General features: G+C 45.6%; 11 protein-coding genes. 5 read left to right on the forward strand and 6 right to left on the reverse strand.

What is annotated here, in order from left to right; translation table 11 throughout:
- Positions 1 to 403 precede the first annotated feature (403 nt).
- Both FFM70_RS00835 and FFM70_RS00840 read right to left on the reverse strand, forming a co-directional pair.
- Positions 404 to 2,257 carry a beta-N-acetylhexosaminidase gene (locus tag FFM70_RS00835; RefSeq protein ID WP_137614971.1) on the reverse strand — a complete coding sequence of 618 codons (1,854 nt, stop codon included), beginning with the start codon at positions 2,255 to 2,257 and terminating at the stop codon, positions 404 to 406.
- Positions 2,258 to 2,422: 165 nt separating this feature from the next.
- Positions 2,423 to 3,265, reverse strand: a complete 843-nt coding sequence (locus FFM70_RS00840; protein ID WP_137614972.1) for an MBL fold metallo-hydrolase — start codon at positions 3,263 to 3,265, stop codon at positions 2,423 to 2,425.
- Between the two features lie 247 nt (positions 3,266 to 3,512).
- Between FFM70_RS00840 and FFM70_RS00845 the strand changes: the two genes are divergently transcribed.
- The 4 genes from FFM70_RS00845 to FFM70_RS00860 all read left to right on the forward strand — a co-directional run bounded on the left by FFM70_RS00845 (position 3,513) and on the right by FFM70_RS00860 (position 9,177).
- Complete coding sequence (locus FFM70_RS00845) at positions 3,513 to 5,276, forward strand: ABC transporter ATP-binding protein (protein WP_137614973.1); 1,764 nt, start codon at positions 3,513 to 3,515, stop codon at positions 5,274 to 5,276.
- Positions 5,263 to 7,050 (forward strand): ABC transporter ATP-binding protein, encoded by a 1,788-nt coding sequence (locus tag FFM70_RS00850; protein WP_137614974.1) that lies wholly within the window; start codon positions 5,263 to 5,265, stop codon positions 7,048 to 7,050. Before FFM70_RS00845 ends, FFM70_RS00850 begins: the two co-directional genes overlap by 14 nt.
- Before the next feature lie 194 nt (positions 7,051 to 7,244).
- The gene (locus FFM70_RS00855) at positions 7,245 to 8,300 is read left to right on the forward strand and encodes a GntR family transcriptional regulator (RefSeq protein WP_137614975.1); all 1,056 of its coding nucleotides are present in this window, start codon (positions 7,245 to 7,247) and stop codon (positions 8,298 to 8,300) included.
- A 19-nt stretch (positions 8,301 to 8,319) separates the two neighbouring features.
- Complete coding sequence (locus FFM70_RS00860) at positions 8,320 to 9,177, forward strand: helix-turn-helix domain-containing protein (RefSeq protein ID WP_137614976.1); 858 nt, start codon at positions 8,320 to 8,322, stop codon at positions 9,175 to 9,177.
- Positions 9,178 to 9,236: 59 nt separating this feature from the next.
- Here FFM70_RS00860 and FFM70_RS00865 read toward each other — a convergent pair whose 3' ends face one another.
- Genes FFM70_RS00865 through FFM70_RS00880 form a run of 4 tightly spaced genes read right to left on the reverse strand, consistent with a single transcriptional unit; the run spans position 9,237 to position 13,965 of the window.
- Complete coding sequence (locus FFM70_RS00865) at positions 9,237 to 10,724, reverse strand: FGGY-family carbohydrate kinase (RefSeq protein ID WP_137614977.1); 1,488 nt, start codon at positions 10,722 to 10,724, stop codon at positions 9,237 to 9,239.
- A gap of 15 nt (positions 10,725 to 10,739) precedes the next feature.
- A complete protein-coding gene (locus tag FFM70_RS00870) occupies positions 10,740 to 11,681 on the reverse strand; it encodes a transketolase family protein (RefSeq protein ID WP_137614978.1) in 942 nt (313 codons plus the stop codon).
- Positions 11,678 to 12,505, reverse strand: a complete 828-nt coding sequence (locus FFM70_RS00875) for a transketolase (protein WP_137614979.1) — start codon at positions 12,503 to 12,505, stop codon at positions 11,678 to 11,680. Before FFM70_RS00875 ends, FFM70_RS00870 begins: the two co-directional genes overlap by 4 nt.
- 29 nt (positions 12,506 to 12,534) lie before the next feature.
- Positions 12,535 to 13,965, reverse strand: a complete 1,431-nt coding sequence (locus tag FFM70_RS00880; RefSeq protein WP_137614980.1) for an L-fucose/L-arabinose isomerase family protein — start codon at positions 13,963 to 13,965, stop codon at positions 12,535 to 12,537.
- A gap of 141 nt (positions 13,966 to 14,106) precedes the next feature.
- Here FFM70_RS00880 and FFM70_RS00885 point away from each other — a divergent pair, with 141 nt between their 5' ends.
- Positions 14,107 to 15,123: a LacI family DNA-binding transcriptional regulator gene (locus FFM70_RS00885; protein WP_137614981.1), complete on the forward strand. Its 1,017-nt coding sequence runs from the start codon at positions 14,107 to 14,109 to the stop codon at positions 15,121 to 15,123.
- The last annotated feature ends 91 nt before the right edge of the window (positions 15,124 to 15,214 follow it).

The raw sequence follows: 15,214 nt of genomic DNA on the forward strand, positions 1-15,214 counted from the left end.
TTAAGATTTAGGTAAAATTAGGTATATTTTTTGTACAAAAATCAACAAGAAGGGGTAAACGGCCTATTTACAGTTGTTCGCCAGCAGTCTGATTTTACACTTACTTGACTCGCTGGGTACCGCCACAGTAACTGTAATTAGTTGATTTTCCCTCAAAAAAACGAGCCTGGTAAGCATTCCCAGACTCGTAAAATTAACCTTAAGCACTGCAATTAACCAACTGACTCGGTGGACTAGCTAGCCTCATAAATTGATCGCACAAGCGAGGTTAGTCCTAGCCTTGTTATCATCCAGTTTGCAGTAGTTTTCTAGTTAAGTGAAACTTATTAACAAGTTGATTATACACATAGACAATTTATAATGGTTGTCTATACATTAGTCAACTTATGACAACTTGACCCCACTAGAACGAAATATCACAGGCACTGACGATTTCCTTATAGAGCCCGTGACCAATCAGACCGTTGCTACGCTTGTCCATTGGCAACAATGGTTCATGTAGCTCCGCTAAATCATCACGACCAGCTTGCCAGGCTTTAATCCGCCAACTGACGGTGTCACAACGCGCAATTTGACCACCCAAGCGCACGTCAATGATTTCAAAACCGTTGCCGCGGCGTTGCTGCTGCCAAACTTCACGGAACAAGCCTAATAATTTGACGAGTGCTTGCTTGCAGGCGGTGATTGCCGTCAAGGCGGCTGTCGCAGTCTCATCGGCCGCATCCGCAGCGCCAAGTTTTGCCACCGCTTGTAGCGCTTGTGACTTCGCTAAAACGGTTTGCGCGAGTTGCCTGTAAAACGTCAATGTCAGGCGATTATCCGCGCGTACTTGCAACTTGCCAAGCGCGCTGATCAAGGCTTGATACTGTGTACTGATATCGGCTTTTTGCAAATTTTCCCGGTAACGTTGCAATAACAAGTCTTCGTAGAGCACAATCTTGCTAACATTATCAGCATCAGCGTTAATGCCTTTGGTAAAGTTATCAAATTGATCCAATAGTTTGTAAAATTCTGGCGATTCACCTTGCGTCAACGCATATTCGTCATCAATCGTTGCCGGTTGCACGTCATCGTGATATTGATACGCGGCAAAGGCTTGTAACCCATACCAAGATGCGCTCAGTGGCACTTCTGCCCCATCATCAAACCACATCGTGGCGACGACTTGTTCGACGCCACTCGCTTTAGCGGCATTCAGACCGGCTTTAACTGTTGCCAGCATCTTGCTTTGGTTCGGTGCGAGAGCACTCCAAGTCCAGATACCGCCGGCAAAGACCACGTCATCACTCAGTTCAAAGTGTTGCGCAAAGCGGTCACGGTAAGTCTGTTCATCTTCATGGTAATAATCCCAGTAAACTTGACCAACCGGTGGCAAACTGGCCTTGAAGTCAGCGTCAAAATGCACATCGGGATCATACATTTCATGCTTTGGCGACGCAAAGGTAAACCAGAGATCACTCCACATGTAAGCCTTGAGCCCCAGTTCTTTCGTCAACCCAACAACCATCTTTAATTGCGCCAAGATCAACGTTTGTTGGTCCGTATAACCATTTTGATCCAAGTAACTCCCGCGACCTAGTTGATACGCTTCGTCCATCCCAATATGAATCTTATTGGTGATAAATGGCGCACTCGCCGCCCGCAATAAGTGGGTCAAGAAAGTCTTGGTCGCCGGGGCACCAACCAATAGCGTATCATCCGTGTCTTTGACCGCGTGATGCGCGTCCCATTTCAAGGCGTTGTGAACATGGGCCAACGTTTGGACGGCTGGTACGATTTTGACGCCAAAACGATCACCGTATAGCGCCACTTCATGTAACTGAGCTTGACTGTAGCGACCACGTTCACGGCCAAAGTAAGGTTCTTCTGGGATTTCAAATAAGTCTTCTAAATAGAGCCACAATTCGTTATAACCCATGCTAGCTAAACGCTGGATCATCTGCTTAAGCATCGCAACCGTTGGCACCCCGTTACGGGCCACATCTAACATAGCAGCCATCACTTTGAATTGTGGGCGTTGCTCAATTTCAAACGTCGTGGCTTGCGTTGCTTTACCCGCTAATAACGCTGCCCCACGCATCAAATCAACCTTGCTACCATAAATCAGGGTTGCCTGCGACCCGTCACGAGTCAGGGCAACGCCTGCCGCCCCAGGCCGACAATCAACGGTCAATTCAACGTCGCTCAACTCATCCACAGCACAAACGGCTTTCACCGCTTGAACTTGTTCTGCGTGTAACCCACGCCATACTATCATTTAGTATTCCTCCTCGTAGTTAGTCATTCATAACTTGATCTATTTATCCGACTGAAATATACCATACCGGGTGATGTCGGGCTAGGTAAGCGCCATCATTTGGGCCTAAAGTTGTTAGTTGGCTTATACCAAGTGGCCGATTCAGCCCGCTTTCAAGGCACCGCTTTAGATTTCAACCGTTAACCCATCATAGGCCACATCAACGTTACTTCCCTGAACTAACGCCACCATTTGGGCATGGTTTAGCCCAGAATTATGTGAAAAATGACTCACAACATAATGCGTTTGCGCATCACCCAAGCCAAGTTCAGCGAACCGGGCGATCAACCGTTGATTATCCGGCCACCCCATATGAGGTCCTCCCGGCTCGCCAGCGTGAGCTTGGTTGTTACAGTCCAGTGAGACGAAGTCAAAGTGTAGCTTTTCAGCCACTAGATATTGAAACATCGGTTCACTGAAATAGGCGCCATCATGCGTCCAAAGCATGGTCTTACCCGTCGCATCACGAATCACATAGATCGAACAGTCACCCCGATAATGCCCATGTTGCGCGGCTAGCAACCAAACTTGATAGCGACCAACTTGGAACCGACTAAAATTCTTTTCGCAGTGATAAACGATACGACTCGCATCATGACGGCCCTCCAGTTTAAAGGCGCGTTCATAAAATCGTTCGACAAACGCATTGCCGTACACATTTAACGTTTGAGGTAAATTTTGACCGTAACCGTGCATCCGTAGCGCTAAGTCTTCCGCATAGAGGTGGTCGCTATGCCAATGCGTAATTAGCAAATTTGTGAAGTCCGAAAAATCTAACCCGTACGCCCGCGCATGCAAATAAGTATCACCCGGGAAATCAATTAACAATTGCCCGTCATCGATCACGGCTTGTGTCTGAGTGCGCAAATCTTTCCCGCCATGCTGACGGGCATAGTTGCACACCGGACAATGACAAAACAAGGCTGGCACGCGCTCCGCGGCCCCAGTTCCTAAGTACTGTAGCTTCATAACTAACGACCCCCTACACTTAACTCATTTCACAACCACCCGAGTGTACACCTTGATTTTTGACGATTAAAGCGCTTTCAAAAATAACTTGGTTTGAGCATTTTCATCACATCCCTTTGGCAAAAAAAGCCATGTAATCAGTCAAAATATTCCATTCAGATTCTCGCCGTTTACCGGCATACTAATAACCTAAGCTGGTGTCAGCGAGACTGTCTCGCAAATTTCACACCAAGAGAGGTTGTTAACTATGAACCCTTACCAGTGGGTCTGGCAATACGCCAAACGTAGCCGGTGGCAAATTATTGTGGCCCTTATTCTGATCGTGATCAATGCGGCCGGCATCGTGGTCGTCCCATTACTGGGTGGGATCATCGTCGATCGGGTCATTAATCAAGGTCATACTGAATTATTAATCCCTTATTTAGCCATTATGATCGGGGTGACCGCCTTGCGGACCCTGATTCGATACTGCTATATCATTTTGTGCGAACGGGTCGGTCAAAATTCACTCTTCGATATTCGCCATGACCTATTTACGAAACTCCAGTCGCAAGACTACACATTTTTCGGCTCCGTCACTAGCGGGGACATTATGGCCCGCCTGACCGGTGATACCGACGCTATTCGGAATTTCTTATGTTGGGTCACTTACAATACCATGGAATGTATTTTATGGTTTCTTACAGCCGTCGTGGTCATGGCGACCATTAACTGGCAATTGATGCTCGCGCTAGTTATTTTGACGCCCTTTATCGGAATCTTAACGACACGCATGAGTAAAGAAGCCCACACCGTCTTCTTCAACATTCGGCAAAGTTTTGCCCGTTTGAATGCGATGGTCGAAGAAAACATCTCTGGGAACCGCGTGATCCGCGCCTTTGCCCGTGAAAAGTTTGAAGTTCAGAAATTCGAAAAGTTAAATCACGACTATCGTGAAAAGAACATGGCTTCGGCCGCAGTTTCACGGCGTTACTTGCCAGCACTGGATTTCTTAGCTTCCCTCTTATCCGTGATCGTACTACTGTTCGGGAGTTTTCTCGTCATCAATCATCAGATGACTTTAGGCGCACTGGTATCGTTCAACGGGTTTCTCTGGATGTTGAACCAACCGATGCGGATGAGTGGTTGGCTGATCAACGATATTCAGCGTTTCTCAGCCGCCACGATCAAGATTCGAGCCATGCTCGACTCGCAACCAGTGATCAAACCAACTAAGGCCGTCGATGTGCCTAAGATCAAGGGTGAGGTTACTTTTGAACACGTTGATTTCGCCTTTCCATATGCACCTGACGTCAAAGTCCTCGATGACATCAACTTTACGGTTAAACCGGGGCAAACACTCGGCATCTTAGGAGAAACCGGTTCTGGTAAATCAACTTTGATGAATATGATTGCGCGCTTTTACGACCCAACTAGCGGCAAAGTCTTGGTCGACGGCCGCGATGTTCGCGATTGGCCGGCGCAAGAATTGCGGAATCAAACCACGATCGTGACCCAAGACTTATTCTTATTCTCGGACTCGATTGCGGACAACATTAATTACGGTAACCCCCAAGCCCCAGAACAATTCATTCGGGACATGGCGGACATTGCGGATGCAAATAACTTTATCAACACGATGCCGGATGGCTATGGCACGGTCGTTGGTGAACGTGGCGTTGGCCTGTCTGGTGGTCAAAAACAACGAATTTCGTTAACGCGGGCGCTAGTTAAAGATCCCCGGATTCTGATCTTGGATGATACGACCAGTGCCTTGGATATGGAAACTGAAGCCACAATCCAGCAACGACTGCGCAAAGTCACTCGCGATAAGACTGTCTTCATCATCGCGTCACGAACGTCATCGCTCCGCCGCGCTGATCAAATCATTGTCTTACGCCACGGCCGCATCGTTGAACATGGGACTCACGACGAGTTGTTGGCCCAAGATGGCTACTATGCTGAAACTTACCGCCGTCAACTAGGCTTACTCAAAGAAGCGAAAGGAGCTGAAGACCTTGGCGAAGCGTAATACGTATAATGAAGATGAAAAATTAAACGAACACTTTAATTGGCATGATTACGCGCGGCTGGGTCATTATCTGCGACCTTACTCACTTCGAATGTTGCTCGTGCTTGGTTCCATCTTAATTGGGAATATTGCGATCATCTTGGGACCTTATTTGATGAAAGTGGCTATCGATACCGCCATTCCACAACGCAACTTCAATTTGCTGTGGCTACTAGGCGGAATCTTCCTCGCCAGTCTACTAGTTGCCTTTGGCTGCTTTCGTTATCGAATCTGGGCGATTACTGAGATCGGTCAAAATCTCTTGATCGATATGCGGACGGACCTATTTACGAATCTCCAAGAATTGCCATTTGCCTATTTCGACTCACGGCCGCATGGTAAGATCCTCATTCGAGTCGTTAACTACATTAATACGCTGAGCGATCTGCTGGCGAACGGACTGGTCAACTTGATTTCGGATATTATTTCCTTAATCGTAACCCTAGTCTTCATGTTTGCCATCAACTGGAAACTAACTTTAGATAGCTTAGTGTTGATTCCAATCTTGATTTTGTGGGCCTACTATATTCAAAAGAAACAACGCGTGGCCTACCGTGAATTGAGTAACAAGCAGTCCAATTTAAACGCTTACATTCACGAAAGTATCGACGGCATCAAAGTGACTCAAGGCTTCGCCCAAGAAAAACATGCCATCAACGCCTTTGACACCGTCGCTAACGATAATCGGGACTCATACATGCGGGCCGTTAAGGTGCAATACGCCCTGAGCCCCGGGGTTCAAAATATTTCGACGATCACCACGGCATTGATCTACTTTATCGGTGTTCAGCAACTTGGCGTCGTCGTTAGTACTGGGACCTTGATCGCCTTTCTAGGCTATATCAACAACTTCTGGAATCCCGTGCTAAATATTGGGAACTTCTATAATTCGTTGATTACGGCGACCGCTTATTTGGAGCGTATCTTTGAAACGATGGATGAGAAGCCTAATGTTGTCGACGCCCCCGAAGCCTTCACCTTGCCACCAATCAAAGGTGACGTCCGCTTCAATAACGTCGCGTTCCGTTACGACGAAGATGGCCCGCTGAACTTGCATGACGTTTCATTCCATGCGAAAGCTGGTCAAACGATTGCCCTAGTTGGCCCGACTGGTGCCGGTAAATCAACGATCATCAACTTGCTATCACGCTTTTACAACGTTTCTGGTGGTAATATCACGATTGATAATGTGGATATCAGTCAGGTCACGTTGAAATCGCTACGGACGCAAATGGGCGTCATGCAACAAGATACGTTCATCTTCTCCGGCACGATCATGGATAACATTCGCTATGGGCGGCTGGATGCGACGGATGAAGAAGTCATTGCCGCCGCCAAGATTGCTCGCGCTGACGATTTTATCAGGACCTTGAAAGACGGCTATCAAACAGAAGTCCAGGAACGGGGTGGCAGTATGTCAGCCGGACAACGCCAATTATTAGCGTTTGCCCGCGTCTTGCTTGCTGATCCACGCATTCTGATTTTGGATGAAGCCACGGCCGCCATCGATACTAAGACCGAAGCCTTGCTACAAGAAGGGTTGAATGAACTCCTCAAAGGCCGGACCAGCTTTATCGTGGCGCACCGTCTCTCAACGATTCAACAAGCGGATCAGATCTTAGTCGTCAATGATGGCCGGATTGTCGAAGCTGGCCGCCATGCTGACCTCATTGCCCAACGTGGCGAATATTATGAATTATACGATTCACAGTACCGCATGCTACAAGCCGAATAGTGTCGTACTTGATTTAGAGTCTGAGACCATCTCAGGCTCTTTTTTAGTGATGACTTAAATTTAACCTTTAATTTAGACACATCCTGGTATATTTTTACACTTGAAATATACCATGTAAGCGGTTAGAATCAAACTATTAACCCACAAATCGCGCTAAAAGTTGTTGGGCAGACTATACCAAGTGGAGGTTTATTATGGCTAAATACGAAATTTTATATCAAAGGCTGCGCATGGCTATCTTACGCGGCGAGTACGCACCCAATGATCGCCTTCCGAGCGAGAATGCGGTGGCCATTAAGTATGGCGTCAGCCGAATCACCTCCAAACGCGCCCTCAACGATTTAGCGGCGGCTGATCTCGTTTACCGGGTCCGTGGTGGGGGAACTTATGTCAAACCACATAAAAGCACGACGCAACGCCAAATTTTATTAGTGTTACCTTTCCCAGAAACCACGGCTTTTGGGGACTATCAAAGTGGCATTCGCGCCACCCTGAAAGACACGACCTGGCAATTAAAATTGATGGCTAACGAAGCGTTCTTACAATTAGATATGAGCGCCCTCTCGCATCAATACGCCGGGATTATTTACTACCCACAAAATTTGGCGACTGAAATGCCGATTTTAATGGCGCTACATGCACAACGACTCCCATTAGTCGTTTTGGATAAGCGGCCATCCGCACTCGCGATTCCAAGTGTCATCAGCGATAACGTGGCTGGTGGCAGTAGCGCTTGTGACTACTTGCAACAGCTCGGTCATCAACGGATTGCTTTCTTACCAGCGACCCCCTTCTGGCAAACCTTTACTGGCACCGTCAGTGACCGGTTCATGGGCTACTTTAACGAACTTAAGTTGAATAAAATCGATCCCAGCTTACCGCTACGCTGGGCGCAAGCGCTACAAGCTTGTACCGATGCGCTACAGCTGCAGGCGTATCTACAAGCGCAAGGCATCACCGCAATCATCGCTGAAAACGACGTGATTGCCCTGCGCGCCATGCACCAATTCCAAGAGGTCAATCCAGATATCATGCAACACCTAGCCTTGATTGGCTTCGATAACCTCCCTGCGGCGGAAAAGAACAAGCCCGCTTTGACTACGGTCGTTCAAGACTTTGCCAATATCGGCGCCAAGGCGGTCGAAGCCTTGCTGGACCAAATCAATAATCCTAAACATACGTTTAAGGAGCAAACGGTCGTCGACATTAAATTGATGATTCGGGCCTCGACTGAGGATGTTAACCTTTAATTTTTCGGAGGTGCTATTTATGGATCTGCAACAATTACAATTAATTTATCCGCAAGCAACGGTCAATTCCGTCCCCATCAACGGGCCACATATGGTCTGTATCGCTTTAGCCGCTGGTAAATATTTATGTATCGATACGACTGAACTGGGACGGCGCGAACTGTCCTTGCTGGAGCTCCTGACACAGTCAAAGACTCCCCAGACCGCCGATGATATGTGGTCGAACTATCTGACCGGTGACTCGGCTGTTGCGCCGCATACAACGGCTAAACAATTGCAGCTCCTACACTTTCAGGTTCGTTTTACCGATGATAGCCAACACCATGTCCAATGGCTGGACGCCTTAGCTGATCTCTTCAACGGGGTCATTCATCGCGCCTTCACAACCGAAAATGATGGCTACCTGCTTTTGAGCGAGCCAATCAGTCCGCTGACGCAACCAGATTTAACGGGATTGTTAGACTTACTGGATAACGACTTTTATACCAATACGCATCTTTTGATTGGGAGTTGGCACACAGACGCCACGACGCTACCCGCCACGTACACTTTTGAACAAAAATTATTTTTACAAGACCATAAACAAGCGGTCAGTACCGTGAGCGGTTGTTTGTTGCCTTATTTGGCACAGGCACACCGTTCCGAGTTAGATGTCCTGACCAACGACCTCTTGATGGATCCCGACAATCAGCAGTTAATTACGGCACTCTATCAGACTCAGGGCAACGTGCGACAGGCCGCGGCCCATCTCTTTTTACACCGCAATACGCTCCTGTATCGGATTGATAAATTCGAGCGTTGCAGCGGCTTTAATCTAAAAGAAATGGCTGATCTCGTGTACTGCTACTTGCTGACGCTGGGGCAAACGACTAACTAATACGTTTTTTAATGACTAAAAGCACCGAAACTCGATTGAAGTTTCGGTGCTTTTGGTATTTACTGACAATTCTTAGTCACAATCGACATCACGTGTTGCCAACCAGCAACTTGCTGCTGGCGTATTTCGGCAGACATTTTGGGCTGATAAGCCACATAAGTAATGGCTTGTTTAATCGTTGCTTCGGTATACAATCCCAGCTCCAATGCGGCGACTGAAACTGCCCCGAAAGCACTCAACTCTTCAACATTCGGTAATAGCAGTTTAGCGGCTGTAATATCCGACTGGAACTGCATCAAATAATCATTATTAGTGACGCCACCATCAACTTTTAGGACAGCTTCATGACAGCCAATGTCAGCCAGCATCTGCTGAACAACATCATTGATCTGAAAAGCAATACTATTCAACGCCGCTCTGACTAATTCAGGCTTACGTGTCGTTCGTGTCATTCCCCAGATAACTGCTTGGGCTTTATCATCCCAGTACGGTGCGCCCAACCCGGAAAACGCTGGAATCAGATATGTTTGGTCTGCTGGATTGGCGGCTTCTGCCAAATCACTAGTTTCACTAGCCTTTTCGATTAGTCCCAAGTCTTCTTTGAGCCATTTGACGACCGCACCAGAATAGTTAACGTTCCCTTCTAGAACATATTTTGTTTGACCATGGAAACGCCAAGCAATCGACGTCATGAGTCCATTGGTAGACCGAATCGCTTGATCACCAATGTTCATCATAATTGAAGAACCAGTGCCATAAGTTGCTTTAACTGCCGCAAAGTCCACACAATGTTGACCAAATAATGCCGCTTGTGAATCAGCTAAAACACCATGAATTGGAATTTTTTGACCAAAAACGCCATCAAAATCTGTATAACCAAAACATGAATTTGAATCAACAATTTCCGGCAGACTCGTCAGCGGCACATTAAAGGTTTCGCAAAGCTGCGAATCCCACTGTTCCGATTCAATATCCAACAACTGTGTCCGACAGCCATTCGAAGGCTCTGTTTTGAAACTTGCACCAGCCGTTAATTGATAGATCAACCAACTGTCCATGGTTCCTAAACACAAGTCATTCTCAACTAGCGCCTGTTTGACAGCTGGTTCATTTTGAATTAACCAATCAAACTTAGCTGCCGTAAAGTATGGTGAAAGTGGCATTCCAGTCTTGTGCTGAACCATATCACCGACACCGCTCGCAATTAACCCATCACAAATTTTAGTTGCCCGTGAACATTGCCAAACAACCGATTTTGCTAACGGATGCCCATCTTTTTTAGACCAAGCAGCCGCAGTTTCACGTTGATTCGTAATGCCAATCCCAACGATCTCGTCACCATTCTTGGCAACCAATCGCTGCGCCTTACTTGCTAACAGGATCACATTTTGCCGAATTTCATCTAAATCATGACTGATCCAGCCTTGATCATTAATAATTTGACGATGATTCTTTGAAAAACGTTGGTAGAGTCGCCCAGCACTATCAAAAAGAACCGCTTTGGTCCCCTGAGTACTTTGATCGATTCCTAACATTAATTGTGTCATCGCGTTCAACCTCCACTACGACAACATTAATACCGCTTGTGCTGCAATGTCATCGCCATCAATTCCATAATACTTAAAGACTTCATCTTGTGTCCCCGCAATTGCTGGTTCATCAGGGAAGCCAATAATTTTTAATCTTGCGCCACCATTGGCTGCAACCCGATCAGCGACCGCTGAACCGATCCCATTGATGACACTGTGTTCCTCAATCGTCATCAATGCTGGATATTGCGCACATAATTGATCAATCAACGCGGTATCTAACGGTTTAACACTCACTAGATCAACAACCGTTGCTGAATAGCCTAAACCTGCCAATTTTTCAGCAGCCGCCAAGGCAACACTGACCGTTTCACCGGCAGCAATCAAAGCAATATCTCGACCCTGTTTTAAGATATTTGCGTGACCAGGCTGACTGAAAGCAGCAGCCTCATCAGGGTAAACATTATCCAAAACCTTCTTACCAATTCGCACGTAGGCCGGCTTATCGGAGTGTGCCAAATACTTAAAGAGCGCAGCCGTTTGATACTGATCACTTGGCATGTAAACTTCTAAGTTTGGTAGCGCTCGGGTAATTGCTAGGTCTTGTAGCGAATGGTGGGTACTTCCTAAAACGCTATACGAGTTTCCGCCACTAATTCCAATAAGTTTGACGTTACTATTCGAGTAGGTCACATCAACCTTAACTTGTTCAATGCTCCGCATCGTTAAGAAACTCGCTGGAGAAACTGCGAATGGCCGCTTCCCACTATGTGCTAGCCCCGCGCTGATCGTTACCAAGTCTTGTTCAGCAATACCGACTTCTACCAATTGCTTTGGTAAAGCTTCCGCAAATGGCATCAACGAACCGGACCCGCGTGAGTCACTCGTTAAAACTAAAACATCTGAATCCTTTTTAGCCTCGGCAGTCAGCACGTCACACATCACTGCTCCTGCTTTTTTACCTTCGTTACTCATTTGGCACCCTCCTTTAATTCTTGATTAAACGTGTCTAAAGCAGCTTGATATTGTTCAGCTGTTGGAACTTTGTGATGCCATTCAGCCTTATTTTCGGCGAATTTTACACCACAGCCTTTAGTCGTGTCCGCAAGAATTAAAGTTGGCTTGCCAGCCACTGGTTTGGTCTCAAGTGCTGTAACGATGGCTTGCATATCGTTCCCAGGAATTTCAATCACATGCCACCCAAATGCTTCATATTTCGCCTTTAATGGCTCACTATTCATCACGTCGACCGTCTTACCAGAAATTTGCAAGCCGTTATGATCAATGATTGCTGTCAAATTGTCTAACTTAAAATTGCTGGCTGCCATCGCTGCTTCCCAAACTGAGCCTTCTGCTTGTTCACCATCACCCATCAAGGTGTAAGTATGGTAGGATCTGCCGTCCATTTTGGCTGCCTTAGCGACACCAACACTTAAAGCTAAGCCATGCCCCAACGAACCTGTATTCATTTCAATCCCATTCACATGGTTATTTGGATGACCAATGTATGGTGAATTAAATTGAGAATATGTCTTTAAATCCGATTTTGGAAAATACCCGCGATCAGCTAGCACATTCCATAAAATTTCAACGGCGTGCCCCTTTGACTGAATATAACGGTCTCGATTTGGATCAGTAAATGTCGCCGCAGTTTGGTGCATGACGCCATAGTATAAGGCCACTAAAATATCGGTACATGATAAATCTGAGCCAGTGTGACCGGTCTTTGATGCATAGATCATTTTACAAGTTGCTTTGCGTAACTCAGTCGCTTTTTGCTTCAATGCTTGTACGTCCAATGAAGTCCATCCCTTTCTGAAATTGCTAGTTAGTCTTTAATAATTGAAGTCGTATCGCCACGCAGATAAGCGTGCACATCTTCTTCAATTGGATCATAGAAATCGGGTGCCACCCCGAGGTACTTGCAGGCTTCGTAAAGCACCGGAACCACATCATCACGGACCGCAGCCATATGGTGAATGTAAGGGCCATAAACCAACTTCGTTTCAAAGCGATTTAAGTTGGCAAATTCAAGCCAAAGATAAGTCCCTTGTTCATATGGGCCGGGAGTGGTCTTAGCATTCCCTAGCAATAATGAATACTTACCGTGATCGCCGTCGAAACGACATAGCGTGTAATGACCATCTTGTGCTTCAAAACCAACTGAACCTGGATAATCGAAAACAAAGTGAGATTTTGGCAAAACTGGTTTGTTTTTCGCCGTGGAGAATGGGAAAACACCTAAGTGTTGTAGCAGTTCGCCATTTTCATTTTTAGGATGACGGCAGTTCACATCTGCAAAGACCGCCCGATGTTCGCCCATCGTCGCAGCTTCAACCAATAATTCTGAGATGACCCCGTGAATATCTGTTTCACAAGTGACTGGTAACCCTTCATCTTGTAGAAGCGATTCACTCGCATATGGCAAAATACCGATTTCATCTTGAAGCGCCGTCCAACATTGAATGGCACCAGAATTGCAACCATACTTCGCACATAACCGCTTGATGGCCGTCTTCAATGCGGCAACCATTTGCAAATCTTTATCACTGATTTCAACTGTAGCAATGGCTTTGAGATGAGTCATCGTTTCAACAATTTCAGGGTCCTTCTGATCGATTAAAGTGTGAATTTCTTCAACTAATTCAGTCATAGGAATCGGTGATAATGAAATATTGAATTTTTCTAGCAATTCACCTTCATTAACCATCGTTGACCAGAAGTCAAATGGTCGCGGCCCAACTTGTAAAATTCGTGTGTTTTTGAACGTTTTAACAATGTTGCAGACTTTAATAAAATCGTTAACGCCGCGTTCAAAGGCGGGGTCATCAATATCGCAATTCTTAATATAAGTAAATGGAACATTGAAGCGCCGTAAAACCTTCCCAATCGCAAAGAGGCCACATTGTGTATCACGTAAGCGTGAACCATCCGCAGCTGGCGCTTCATCCTTTGGACCCCAGAGCAAGACTGGTACGTCAAACTGTTTGGCTAATCGTGCACATTCATATTCAGTCCCAAAATTTTCATTTGCTAAGAATAGGCCATCAATTTTAGCTGCTTTAAATTTTTTAGTAATCTTTTCCATGCCGGCGTCATCATAAAGTAACCCGTCATCGTTCACATCTTGGATGTCAACGTAATTCACACCCATCTCATCTAGCTTTTGCCGAGTATAACCGGCAAATTCGATAGCTGCGTCCGCAGAGAAGATATTCCGTCGTGTTGGCGCAAAGCCTAATGTAATTTTATCTGCCATGTTGCTGCCTCCTAAATTTAGGTAACCGCTTTACTAAAACTTATGCTATTATTTTAGGTGAACGTTAGCAACAAAAGGTTGAAATAATGTTTTTAGTTTAGTTTAGCGTTAGTAAATAAATTTAGAATTGGGATGGTCTTAATGACAATGAAAATGGATGATATCGCACGAATCGCCAACGTTTCTCGCTCAGCAGTCTCGCTAGCACTCAATGGTAAAGAAGGCGTTAGTAAGGAAACCCGAGCAAAAATTTTTAAAGTAATCGATGAATATAACTACAAGCCATTACGAAAGAATCGTCGAAACACTAACCATGAGTTAGCAAATGTAAATTTATTAGCCATCAAATCTTCTGGGCTAGTTGGTAAAAACTATCGCTCACTACCATTTTTTGATAGTTTGATTTCTGCACTGTCCGAACGCATTAGCAATGCTGGTGGTGCCTTACAGATCACAACCGTTGATATCAACACATTGAGTCAATCATTAAGTGATCTATCTGAAAAAGCTGGCTCGACTGGAACGATTGTTCTAGCAACAGACCTAACTGCCGATCAGATTCAACTCATTCAAGGGCAATTAACCAACGTTGTCTTCATTGACACTTACTATCACAATATCAAGGCTGACTTCGTAACCATGGATAATTATCAAGGCGCCTATGATGCGGGCTTGTTCATGTTGGCACAAGGCTATCAAAAGATTGGTTACGTCGCTTCTGATAAGCTAGTCAGCAATTTTAGAATGCGCCGCCAAGGTTTTAAAGATGCATTGGCAACTCAAAACTTAGCGGTTGATAATCGTCATTTTTATACGATTTCCCCAACTGAACTTGATCCTCGTGGGCTAAACATTCATCAAATTATGGATAAAGATGCGCCAGATGCCATCTTTTGTGAAGATGATTATATCGCCACTCGTCTAATTAAAAGCTGTCTGAATGCCCATATTGATATACCAAAAGAATTAGGCATCATGGGCTTTGATGATATTTACGAAGGTACTTTATTAACGCCAGAACTAACAACCGTTCACGTTCCAATCCAACAAATTACCGACCAAGCCATTCGACAATTGTCTGGTCAAGTGTTTAATCAGAACTGGGAACCTCAAAAAACATTAATTGCTACGAGAGTGGTTGCACGAAAATCACTTTAATTGTTTTTAGTTTAGCTCTGTTTTAGTAAATTAATATTGAAACGTTACTAAAGGCATGTTAAGTTATGAACGTAGACAAAAGAAAGCGTAT

It is taken from the genome of Lactiplantibacillus nangangensis, from assembly GCF_005405065.1.
GTDB classification, from domain to species: domain Bacteria; phylum Bacillota; class Bacilli; order Lactobacillales; family Lactobacillaceae; genus Lactiplantibacillus; species Lactiplantibacillus nangangensis.

Bases quoted from the DNA above. Each gene is read 5' to 3' on its own strand.
- FFM70_RS00835 (WP_137614971.1), bottom strand. From the start codon at position 2,257: ATGATAGTATGGCGTGGGTTACACGCAGAACAAGTTCAAGCGGTGAAA.
- FFM70_RS00840 (WP_137614972.1), bottom strand. From the start codon at position 3,265: ATGAAGCTACAGTACTTAGGAACTGGGGCCGCGGAGCGCGTGCCAGCC.
- FFM70_RS00845 (WP_137614973.1), top strand. From the start codon at position 3,513: ATGAACCCTTACCAGTGGGTCTGGCAATACGCCAAACGTAGCCGGTGG.
- FFM70_RS00855 (WP_137614975.1), top strand. From the start codon at position 7,245: ATGGCTAAATACGAAATTTTATATCAAAGGCTGCGCATGGCTATCTTA.
- FFM70_RS00860 (WP_137614976.1), top strand. From the start codon at position 8,320: ATGGATCTGCAACAATTACAATTAATTTATCCGCAAGCAACGGTCAAT.
- FFM70_RS00865 (WP_137614977.1), bottom strand. From the start codon at position 10,724: ATGACACAATTAATGTTAGGAATCGATCAAAGTACTCAGGGGACCAAA.
- FFM70_RS00870 (WP_137614978.1), bottom strand. From the start codon at position 11,681: ATGAGTAACGAAGGTAAAAAAGCAGGAGCAGTGATGTGTGACGTGCTG.
- FFM70_RS00880 (WP_137614980.1), bottom strand. From the start codon at position 13,965: ATGGCAGATAAAATTACATTAGGCTTTGCGCCAACACGACGGAATATC.
- FFM70_RS00885 (WP_137614981.1), top strand. From the start codon at position 14,107: ATGACAATGAAAATGGATGATATCGCACGAATCGCCAACGTTTCTCGC.